5 protein-coding genes are annotated in these 11,296 nt (G+C 59.6%); 3 read left to right on the top strand and 2 right to left on the bottom strand.

Going from position 1 to position 11,296, the window contains the following annotated elements; genetic code table 11:
- Window positions 1-70: 70 nt before the first annotated feature.
- The gene (locus tag FVQ81_17280; GenBank protein ID MBW7998285.1) at window positions 71-1,225 is read right to left on the bottom strand and encodes an aldose 1-epimerase; all 1,155 of its coding nucleotides are present in this window, start codon (window positions 1,223-1,225) and stop codon (window positions 71-73) included.
- 164 nt (window positions 1,226-1,389) lie between these two features.
- On the opposite strand from FVQ81_17280, the gene FVQ81_17275 reads away from it, so the two are divergent.
- Together FVQ81_17275 and FVQ81_17270 are read left to right on the top strand one after the other, a co-directional pair.
- Window positions 1,390-3,882, top strand: a complete 2,493-nt coding sequence (locus FVQ81_17275) for a hypothetical protein (protein MBW7998284.1) — start codon at window positions 1,390-1,392, stop codon at window positions 3,880-3,882.
- A 153-nt stretch (window positions 3,883-4,035) separates the two neighbouring features.
- A complete protein-coding gene (locus tag FVQ81_17270) occupies window positions 4,036-6,648 on the top strand; it encodes a hypothetical protein (GenBank protein ID MBW7998283.1) in 2,613 nt (870 codons plus the stop codon).
- Between the two features lie 143 nt (window positions 6,649-6,791).
- On the opposite strand, the gene FVQ81_17265 is transcribed toward FVQ81_17270, so the two are convergent.
- Window positions 6,792-9,011, bottom strand: a complete 2,220-nt coding sequence (locus FVQ81_17265) for a hypothetical protein (protein ID MBW7998282.1) — start codon at window positions 9,009-9,011, stop codon at window positions 6,792-6,794.
- Window positions 9,012-9,140: 129 nt separating this feature from the next.
- Here FVQ81_17265 and FVQ81_17260 point away from each other — a divergent pair, with 129 nt between their 5' ends.
- A complete protein-coding gene (locus tag FVQ81_17260) occupies window positions 9,141-10,649 on the top strand; it encodes an ADP-ribosylglycohydrolase family protein (protein MBW7998281.1) in 1,509 nt (502 codons plus the stop codon).
- Window positions 10,650-11,296 lie beyond the last annotated feature (647 nt).

Genomic DNA, 11,296 nt, shown 5'->3' with positions numbered 1-11,296 from the left:
TTTGTCGTTCACTGCTGCAAATCTAATAAGAATGGGGCTTAGCCCGCTTTGTTTTTAGTTTAACCGGACACTACTGATTCCCGATAACATACTTCACCCACCCACCGGCCTCGCCGCCCGGGGGGATAACTTTCAGACCGCTGAGCCGCTCGTGGCCCTTTGCATAAAGGTTATGCGCATCGGGGCTGGCGGTCATGTTCTCCACGCAGACAAAGTCCTCCCCCGGCGGGGCGTAAACTATCAGGTGGGTGAATTCCGGGCTGTGGGTCAGGGTCAGTTTCACACCCCAGTCGCGCCACTCGATAGTGGCCGGAGCCGCGGGGTCCGCCGGGAAAAACACGTCGTCCATCTCCACCGCGCTCAGCGGAGTGGCTGTGCGCAGGTCCAGGTGCGTGCCCTCCACCGCGGCCAGCCCGCCGCCGGGAATCAGGCCCCCCACCCCCAGGTCCATGGTACTGTCGTTGGGTACGGTCAGGTACACGTTCTCACGGCTGCCGGGGATATTCCAGTACGGATGGAGGCCGAACCCGTAGGGCAGCGGCTCGCTGTCCCGGTTGATCAGCCGGTATGAGACTTCCAGCCCTTCGCCGTCCAGCCGGTAGGTCAACTCCAGGGTATGCTCGATTGGGAAATACCCGTAGATCGGGCTGCCCGGCGCGAACTCCATCCGGCAGGTGAAACCGACCTCGCCGGCGCTCGCCACCGGCGTATCGTAGGCCCAGGGTATATCGCGCACCAGGCCGTGGATATGGGTGTCATCGCGGTTGATCGGGAAATTGAATTCGCGCTCCCCGAAGGTGAAATATCCGTCCGGCACCCGGCAGGGAGTCGGGTAAAGGATCGGCATTCCCAGGCGCTGACCGTCGAATTTTTTTACCGTATCAGGGCTGCGGATCAAATCCACTCCCCGGTAGCTGAACCCCGCCAGGTTCGCCCCGGCCCAGATGGCCACCCGCGCCTCAGCCGGGCTATCCCCGCCGCGGATCAGCACCACCAACTCCTGCCCCTCGCCCAAGCTCTCGATCCGGTAACCGTACATCACCTCCTCCATTGCCGCATTGTCCCGTCCAGGTCCGCAAAATACGTACATCAGCGTGAACACCAGCCCCACCGCCACGATTATCCAGATGGTCCTGGAATCGCTCCGCCGGGTGGTGCAGATACCGCGGGAACATTTCATCGCTGTGCGCTCCTTGGTTTGTTTAGCTGCTCCTGCCTCCACCATATTATCGTCACGCGCGAGCCGATTGTCAATCTCAGCGGAATATCCCCGGCCTGTGGGGATAGCGCCCGGCGGCGCGGGATGCTAAATTGAGATACAACTAATATCCCGCCCACGATCCACGTTCTCATCTCATCAGGGCCCTGTCCGGGCCCGGGGAGGCCGCAATGTCCGGTTATCGTGTATTCCTCAGCCTGTTTACAATTATCCCGGCTGTCGTACTGGCCGCTACTGTGGGATGTTCGCCGCAGGCGGAAAAGGCGCCAGCGACCGGGCAGGCCTCGGCACAGGACGAGGGCGGCTGGAAAGTGATCGGACCCGGCGGCGGCGGCGCGCAGTTCGAGCCGACTATCAACCCCCACGACCCGGACCACGTGTTTGTCCGCTGCGACATGACCGGAGCCTATGTGACTTACAACGCCGGCGAGAGCTGGCGGATGTTCAACCTGCGTACCGTGGTCCGCGACTACGAGTTCGATCCCCACGACCCGAACACGGTCTACGCCTCCAACAGCGGGCTATACCGTTCCACCGACCGGGGCCGTCGCTGGCGGCTGATCCTGCCCGACAGCGCCGATGTCACCGCCGAAACGATGTCCGGCGACCACGCGGGCCAGCGGTTTGTGACCACCAGCGGCCTGCCCGGCGGCTCGATCAGCAAGGTGCGGGTCGATCCGGCCCAAGCGGGGAGGATATATGTGGCCGTATCGTCACGAGGCCGGGGTGGTAGTGGCAGCAGAATCCTGGTCTCAGAGGACAACGGGATAAGCTGGAAGGAGTTGGCGGAAGTGAGTGGAGGAGGCCAGGTACTGGCGATTTTTCCGGGCTTATGGTATGGAAAACCCGATGAAGTGACTATAATTTCTCAAAGTGGGATTGCAAGGTTTGGCGACGGTGCTGGTCAGGAAACCACGAACCTGAGCCTGCCGGCGGATCAAATTACCGCGGCCGACGGCGGGTTCGACGGCACCGGCAGCGTAATCTATGTCCTGGCCGGCGGGGGACGGTTCGGCAGCGGAGAGCTGTACCGCAGCACGGACATGGGTGAAAGCTGGCAGCGCGCCGATAAGGCGCTCTACGACGCTCTGCCGGAGGGTGAAGACCAAATCTCGTTCCGTCATTTCGCGGTCAGCGAGGGTAATCCGGGCACGGTCTACGTATCGTGCAGCAGCTACCCGGTGCTGATGAACGGGTACGTGCAGCGCAAGGGCGGGATTATCAAGACCAGCGACAGCGGTGCGAACTGGGACTGGGTGCTGGAGACCAGCGGCGGCGAGGTGCTGAGCGACAATTTCGAGCAGGGCTGGCTCAAACGCAACCTGGGCTGGTTCCGCAACCCCTCGTTCGTGGGCGTCTCTCCCACCGACCCCAACGTTGTGTACTGCACAGATTCCGGGCGCACGTACCGTACCCTGGACGGGGGCACGAGCTGGCGGCAGGTGAACAGCCGCGACCTGCCGGACCGCTCGTTCACCACCCGCGGACTGGATGTGACCACCAACTATGGGGTCCATTTCGATCCATACAACCCGGATCACTACTTTATCACCTACACCGATATCGGCCTGTTCCACACGTTCAACAGCGGCTGGAGCTGGTTTCACTCGATCACCGGAATCCCCCAGCAGTGGCGCAACACCTGCTACTGGCTGGAGTTCGACCCGGCGGTGAAGGGGCGGATCTTCTCGGTGTGGTCCAATGTCCACGACCTGCCGCGGCCCAAGATGTTCCGCTCGGGCAACCTGACCAACGGCAACCAGCAAGGCGGTGCGGCGGTCAGCGGGGATGGCGGAAGGTACTGGCGCACGCTTAATATCGGTACGTTCGAGGACGGCTGGTTCAAGGACCGCATGCGGCTCTCGGCAGTGCCGACCCATATCGTGATCGATACCGACAGCCCTGTGCGTTCCCGCACGCTCTATGTCTGCGATTTCGGCTACGGTGTCTGGAAAAGCAGCGATGGCGGGAAAACGTGGTTCGTGAAAAACAAGGGGATCAGCAAATCAAATCTCAACGCCTGGCGGATTACCCGCCTGCCCGATGGCCGTCTGATCCTGCTGGTGGCGCGCGGTGGGATCGAGGGGCGGGAGATGATCCCGGGGGCGATGTACACCAGCGACGACGGGGCTGAATCCTGGCAGACGCTGGCTCTGCCCGGCCGTGTTACCGCACCCAATGACCTGGTTTTCGACCCCTCGGACCCGAAACGGATGTATCTCAGCTGCTGGCCGCTCAACGTAGGTAGCAGGGAAATCGACGGCAAGCAGCAGCGTGCCAGGATTGTTGAAGGGGATCAGCTCGAAGTAGGCAACAAGGAAATTGGCGGCGGGCTGTACCGCACCGAGGACGGCGGCAAAAGCTGGCGGCAGGTTTTCGACGAGACGATGCACGTCTACGCCGCCGCAATCGACCCGCAGAATCCCTCGACCGTGCTGATCAACACTTTCAACAGCGCCGCGTTCCGCAGTGACGACCGCGGAGAGACCTGGAAAAAACTGGGCGGCTACAATTTCAAGTGGGGCCATCGCCCGGTGGTCGACCCGCACAATCCCGGAATGCTGTTCCTGACCACGTTCGGCGGCAGCGTCTACTACGGCCCGTCGAGCGGAATAGACGGAGCATTCGAGGATATCGAGAACCTGCCGGCGCAACGCTGGTAGAACCGTGGAGTTATGCGGCCCAGGCATGATTTTTTCAAAGCACCGCCGGCTGATTGACTTCTGCCGCGTACGCTCGAAAAAATCATGCCTGGGCCGCCTTTATATTATACTTGGTATGCAAATATATATACCCAACTGAACCTGGATGCCGTCATGAGTGAAAAAGTCATACGAATGCTCGTTGCATTCCTTATCCCGTTCTTTGTGTTGGTTATTCCAGTCTCTTCAAGAGCGCTCGAAATCCCGCTCACCGCCACGGAGTTCGATGGCTACACACGCCGCGACGAACCTGTACGAACGGGTGTTCTCCTACCGAGGGGAGCAGTTAACGATTTATCCTCACTTGCGCTGGTCGGAGTCAACGGCCAGGCGGCGCCGGCACAGTTCGAGACGTTGACAACCTGGCCCGATGGCTCTACGCGCTGGCTGCTGGTGGACTTTCTCGCCGGCTGCTCTGCCGGTGGAACAGCCGCCTACAGACTTACCGACCATATTGCTCCGGATCATAAACCTTCGCCACTTAAAGTCGAGTGTAGTGAAAAAGTCCTGGTTGTCGATACGGGCGTTATGCGCTGCCGGATGTCCACCGAGGCATTCGACCTGTTCGAGAGTGTCTGGCTGGATCACAACGGCGACAGTGAATTCTCCGATGATGAGCGTGTCACCTGGCCGCAATCGGCTGCCGGTGTCGCTCTAACCAACCCGGACAGTGTAAAATACACAAGTAAATGGGGTGAACTTTATTCATTTGAAATTGAAACCAATGGCCCTGTCCGCACAACGGTGGCGGTCAAGGGGACCCTGGCCGATCCTGACGGTGACGCCCTGATCGACTACACGGCCCGTCTGCACTTCTACGCCGGCACCGGATTCGTGCGCGTGTTTTTTACCTTGGAAAATCACAATCCCACCGAGACGGTCCCAGGTGCTCATTGGGTACTGGGACAACCCGGGGCTGTGCTTTTCGAGGGGCTGGCACTGGAGACAGGCCTGACATTCGACGGCCCGATCCAGATGTCAGTCGGCGACGGATCCAGGGATATTCTGGATCGGGTAGTGCTCACCGGACCAGGTGGAATTTACCAGGAGTCATCCGGCGGCAAGCGCTGGTTCAGCAGTATCCATATGAACCGCAATCACAGAATCCCGCTTACTTTCAAAGGAGCCAAAGCCTATCTCGACAATGTCCAGCCTTATCAGGTGGACCGGCCAGACGCATGGCTTCACGCCTGCGACCGGTTTTACGGACTGGCAGTTGCGGTGCGCCATTTCTGGCAGAATTTCCCCAAGGGCCTCGAGGCCTCTCCCGATGGCCTGGTCAGCGTGGGACTCTGGCCGGAAAAGTACGGCGATCTCCATGAACTGCAGGGCGGTGAGATCAAAACCCACGAGCTGGCTTTTTTCTTCCACACTGGCAGCCAGGGCTCCACCCGTAACGAGAATCGCGTGGCCACGGTGATGGGTGCTTTCCACCACCCCCTGGTATTTCGCGCTCCAGCCGAAACCTACCTGGCGGATGGATTTTTCGACGACGCAGCTCTTTACGACCCCAGGGGCCTGAAAATTTACGAACTCTACCAGCAGGGCACGGTCAAAGCCGAACCGGTTAATCTCAAGACGGATATCGAGTATATCGACGAGTATGGGTGGCGAAATTTCGGTGATACCTGGGCGAAGAACGAACGTGACAAAACAGACGGACCGCACGATGGCCGTGAAGTGGTGAACCACTACAATCTTGAGTACGACTTTGGTTACGGAATGCTGTTCCAGAGCCTCCGTACGCTGACCGAGCCAACTCTCAGCAGAGATTGGTGGAATCTGGCCACGGCAGCTCTTCGCCACGAGAGCGATATTGATATCTACCACAGCACCAAGGAACTCGGTGCCCGCGATGTTTACGCGGGAGGGAAATTTACCCATACCCAGCACGGGGTCGAGGCCGGCCTGGCGACTCATCGCGGCGGCCCCCGCAGCCACTGGTTCGGCAGCCTGAGCTGGCCCTGGGGACAGGGAGGCTCGCCGGAGTCCGGCCATTTCAACACGCGAGGCCTGATCGACTACTACCTGCTGACCGGCGAGCGTAAAGTTCTCGAATCAGCCTGGGAACTGGCCGATCTTGTTTACTACAAGATCAGTCAGGATAAATTTCCTCAGATCGACCGATTGAGCCGTGAAGCCGGCAATAACCTTCAGATCATGACCGACGCCTACCTTCTCACCTGGGATGATAAATACCGCGAGGCCGCGGAGAAAATCATGGCTGCCACCGCACCTCAAAAACAGTGGTACACCAGCAAGCAGGGCCGCAAAGAAAACCCTGACGAAACTGTCGGCGGGTTCTGGACCTCGGCGATTGCAATAAACGCCGCCGCGCGCTGGACAGCCGTAATAGAGGAAAAACTCGGGACGCGCTATGAATTTGGACGCAGCTATGTAACCGCCTACGCCGACTTTGTCAGCCGCTATCTGGCCGGAGGACCCGAGGTAGGATTCTACTCTTCCTGGAATCCCTCAAAAGGCGGCCGTGGCAGCCACGGACCGTGGACCTACCGCATCTCGGACGTCGTCATGTTCGGTCACAAGTTCACTGATAACAGCGAACTGAAAAAACGCTGCCTGAAAGCCGCCCGCGATGCGTTCGAGTTTCTGCGGCGCAGCATGAACGGCAACGCTTACCAGTATGTCAACGGGAAATCTAGCACGATGATTATCGGTGGCGGGCACGAGTACGCATCATGGAAACAAAAAGGCGCGTGGAGATAAAAGCATTAAAGATTGAATAAGGAAGGGCGGGCAGGCATGGTTATTGCCTGATCCACGATTAAATATCCCTGTGCCGGCAGTCTCGCAATAACCATGCCTGCCCGCCCTCTATACAAAATTATATTTATTCCTTATAATTCCCGTCAGTAAGCCGTGCTCTCGTCATTCTCCCAGCGAAGTTCCGCCAGATCAGGGCCTGGTTTGTCATCCCTGTGACCCTCCATCACCTCCAGCCTCAGTTTCAGATCCTCCACCGGTGTTTTATACAGGAACGGTGTCTCCTCGCCCTCGGCCACATGGAAGAAATTTGTCTTGCTGGTTTCGAGCAGATGGATCCAGTCAAGTGTATTCTGTATCTCCGCATCAATTGCCCCGTCGACTTTTTTGCGTTGCTCGGACTTGTCTCCCTGATCCATCAGCCAGCGGTTGATCGCCGCCTGAGCCGCCATCGAGTTGCGGAGTGTCCGCTGCAGCAGCAGAAGGCCGTGGTAACGGTCCCGCTGGTCGATTAGCACGGGCAGATGGTCCACTTCAAGCGCCTGCTCCAGGATTCCGACTGTCAACTCGAGCTGAGGCAGCATCTGCTCATCGTAACTGGCGGCCGCCCGCTCGAACTCCTCCTCGTCGTACATCCTGATCCCGCCCTCGAACGCCAGGTTCAGCCGGGCGACATCGGCTTCCAGCGTAAACACGCTGCGGCTGAACGCCTGCTTTTCCTGAGCGGTCAGCACGGAAAAATCCGGAACCAGCGGCCGGGTGATCCAGCGGCCCTGGGTCGCCGCCGGACCCCTGTGGTACCAGTTCAGCACCGGCCAGCTTTCCAGCGCCTGCTCTCCGCTCTCCCAGGCTTTCACCAGCATCTCCGCCGCCCGCTCGCTGCGATCGCACCAGCGAAGGGCCTTGCGCTGCAGGAACCCGTTCATGTCTGGAATCTGATGGCCGCGCACCAGCTCCATGTAAACATCGTGGTTGACCATGTACGGGCATTGCGGCGGAGAGCAGATCCCTCCACGGGTGAAAAACTTCTTCAGCTCCAGCGCGCTTAAGCTGTCGAATTTCTGGGCCAGGATGTTGGGGAAAGATATCCCGAATACCGGCTCCAGGTCCCAGAACAGCGATGCCACAAATCCGCCCCATGCCTGCTTGCCGGCCTGGCGGTCGAAATCGAAAACTGCCCGGCTTCGCTCCGTGTCTCTCCCGCCCAGAATCCCGACAGGGTTACCGATCAGCGGGTGGCTCAAACCCACCTCGGCTGGCAGGGCGCGGATAATCCGTTCACGCTCATCGCGCGTATACTCCCAACTGATTTCCATCAAGACGTCGAACTCAGGGTTGAGCTTGCGCCCCGCCTCGAGCAGTGTCCCGCTGAATTCGGCCGCCATATCCTCAAGCTTTTTACTGCGGGCGAGATAACTGCCATTGGGGCCGAAATAGAGGGACTTGGCAAACGGCAGCCCGGAGCCGCTGTCGCTGGTCCAGAACACGAGATAGCGGAGGTCGGGAACCAGCGAGATCAGGTTGGCCATCATCTCCGCGTAGTGTTCCAGCACCCTCGGATTGGCGATATCCATTGCATAGCGCGGCTGAAGGCTGCGGCCCGGATGATCGACTCGCGAACCGCGGAGTTCGGGATAACGGTCAAACACTTTCTCGCTCACGCAGCGCGGCTCGTAGCAGACGAACCCCGGTTTCATCCCGTAGCCGCGCACCAGTTCCGCGGCTTCCAGCAGGTCACTGCGGTTACGCTCCAGTTCCTCGCGCGGATAGATTCCCTCGGTCAGCGAACTCTCCACGAATGCGTCCAGCGCCGGGCAATAACTGACATACCAGGCGTAGCTGTCTCCGGGGAACTTGCGATTGCGCACGTGCCAGCCGCCGCCGGCGTCGGGATAGCGGTTGATCTCGACACCCGTATGTCCCATCCGGGCCAGCTCCCGGATATGCCTGGCGCGGTCGAACCCGACAGTGCCGCGGTACCACTCATTGAGCGTGTTGTCCCACATCGTGCAGCGCTCGGAGTACGGGATCCTGCTGCCGCGCCCGGTCTCCAGCTCCGGGTCATCTATCCAGGCCAGAGCCGCATGACAGATGTTGCGGGCGGAGGAACCGGCGATCACCAGACCGCCGACATCCTCGGCGACAGCTTCCCACTCGCCGTCCGGCAGACTCCCGCCGAACAAACTCGCGACCTCGGGAAAGTTACGGGACATGTTTATGTCGGCCAGCAGAATCTCTCCGGTCAGGGGTTTGCGGCCGGAGGATGGCTGCTCGACTCTTGCCCCGGTTGCTCCCGAGAGTTCCCGGGCCGCCGTCCTGACCGCCAGTTCCGCTTGCCGAGGTAACAGTATCCTGTTGTAGTTCATCGTTTGCCCCCCCGGGTACAGGCTGCTTGTAATGCGATAATGAAATGTGTAAATTTTCAGCGGACACACTATTCTAAAACCCGGTATGCGCAGGGTAAAGCTTTTTCACTTTGAAGCGGGGCACGCACGATGAGCAGGAGCCGGACCTGTCTATCGCTGACGGCGGCCATACTTCTGCTTGCAGGCTGCGGTGGCGGAAGCAACCAGACTCTGATCGAGGGCACTCAGCTCGATATCCCGCCGACACACATCGAGATTTCACGCGACAGGCTGCGGGATAAAATCATGGGCGGGTTCGTAGCCCAGCTGCTGGGCAACCTCAACGGCCTGCCCCACGAGTTCGAATATTTCGAGCAGCCGGGCAGCGTGACAGACTACACTCCCGGCCTGCCGGAGGGCGCCCGCACGGATGATGACACCGACCTGGAGTGGGTCTATATCTACAACATGCAGCGCAGCGGAGAACTGTTTCTCGCCCCGGAAGAGATCAGCCGTCTCTGGAAACGGCATATTAACCGCAAAATCTGGTGCGCCAACGCCTATGCCCGCCAGTTGATGGAACTCGGTGTCGATCCGCCGCTGACAGGCCGGATCGCACTGAACCCGTGGTCGGTGTTCAATATCTCAGGCCAGTTTATCTGCGAAAGTTTCGGGCTGATTGCTCCCGGCATGCCCCAGACCGCCGGGATGATCGGCACCCACTACACCCACGTCACTATCGATGGGGAGCCGGCCCAGGCAACACAGTTGTTCACCACGATGATTGCGCTGGCGTTTTTCCACGGCGATATCGATAGCCTGCTCGACGCCGGGCTGGAGGCGATCGACCCGCAGAGCGAACACGTGGAGCTGGTCCGCGACGTCCGCGCCTGGCACGCCGGTCACCCTGATGACTGGCGCGCCACCCGCGAACTGGTACGCCGGAAATACGCCCGCTTCGGTAACCGCGACGGACGCGAGACCCGCGACGGTAACGCGTACGAGTTGAACAGTTGCTCAACCGTGGCGGCGCTGCTCTACGGACAGGGCGACCTGGTGGAAACTCTGCGGATCGCGTTCAATTTCGGCTGGGACGCCGACAACAACGCCGCCACCTCCGCAACCATCGTCGGGGTGATCAAAGGCTGGGAGTGGATCAGACAGCAGGGATGGAATATCGCTGATATTTACCGCAACACTACCCGTGACGAGATGCCGGACGACGAAACGATCAGCAGCTTCGGCGAGCGGATATGCGAGGTTGCCGAACGGGTGATCCTGCGCTACGGTGGAGAGGAAATCGTGACCGGCGGGGAACCGGGATTCAGGATCAAGCTGCAGCGGCCGGCGAACGTGGAGCCCCTGCCCCTGCCGCCGGACCGGATTGATGAGATCCGGGCGCGGTTACTGCCGCAGGTGGAGAAATGGCTCGATGGTACGCAAGCCTCAAGGGCGCGCGCGGCATATATCGCGATCGCACTCGGAGAGGCGCAGAGGTTGAGCGCTGAAAAGAAAGACGTATGGAACCGGGCGATCGAGGACCTGCAGGCGTACCCGGAACTGATGTCCCTGATATTCAGCGCTCCTGCGCCCAGCGGCGACACGATCAGACAGAGAGCTCGTGAGGCCGGCCTCGTGGCGCCGAAGGATAACTCCTGAACGGCCTATTGAAAATAGTATGGGAGCAGTCTCTTCGTTTAGGCAACTAATTTCAGAGCGTGGTCTCAAGTAATTTTATCCAGCAAGGAAAAAGCTTGGTTCCTGTCCTCTCGGTGCGCCGAAAGGAACCACAAGAATCGAAGCGGGTGATGTGCTGATTGTCTATGGCCGCGCCAAATGCGTGGAAAACCTTAACCAGCGCCGTCTGGGCGAGGAGGGTGACCGACAGCACCACAAGGCGGTTGCGGAGGATGAAGAGGTGGAGCGCGAGGAAAACGCACGGGACCGCAGAGAGCTGGATCGGGTGTAGCTTAGGCTGAAAAAACGCGGGCCGTCACACTTTTTGCCGGTTTGTACTTCTGCGCGGTATATGGATGAATGTAGTGGCAAAAAGTGCGCCGGCCCGCTATATTAATTTATATATATGCTGGCGTTTCCTTTACGATGAAATATTTATTAGGCTGCCCGGGGCATGGCCGGCGCCCCGGGCAACCTGTCAAAAACCAGGATCCCCCCATTGGTCCCGGTCTTTGAATACTACTTGATAAGCACCATCTTTCTGGTCATCCGATACTCTCCGGCCTGCAGGCGGTAGATATACACGCCGCTGGAAAGCTGCCGGCCGGATCTGTCCTTACCGTCCCACT

This window comes from Candidatus Glassbacteria bacterium (genome assembly GCA_019456185.1).
Classification (GTDB): Bacteria; Gemmatimonadota; Glassbacteria; order GWA2-58-10; family GWA2-58-10; genus JAJRTS01.
The sequence above is the reverse complement of the archived record's forward strand: the minus strand, read 5'-3'. Positions and strand labels throughout refer to the sequence as shown.

Excerpts from the sequence above, each read along its gene's own strand:
- FVQ81_17280 (MBW7998285.1), bottom strand. The coding sequence starts at position 1,225 with ATGGTGGAGGCAGGAGCAGCTAAACAAACCAAGGAGCGCACAGCGATG.
- FVQ81_17275 (MBW7998284.1), top strand. The coding sequence starts at position 1,390 with ATGTCCGGTTATCGTGTATTCCTCAGCCTGTTTACAATTATCCCGGCT.
- FVQ81_17270 (MBW7998283.1), top strand. The coding sequence starts at position 4,036 with ATGAGTGAAAAAGTCATACGAATGCTCGTTGCATTCCTTATCCCGTTC.
- FVQ81_17265 (MBW7998282.1), bottom strand. The coding sequence starts at position 9,011 with ATGAACTACAACAGGATACTGTTACCTCGGCAAGCGGAACTGGCGGTC.
- FVQ81_17260 (MBW7998281.1), top strand. The coding sequence starts at position 9,141 with ATGAGCAGGAGCCGGACCTGTCTATCGCTGACGGCGGCCATACTTCTG.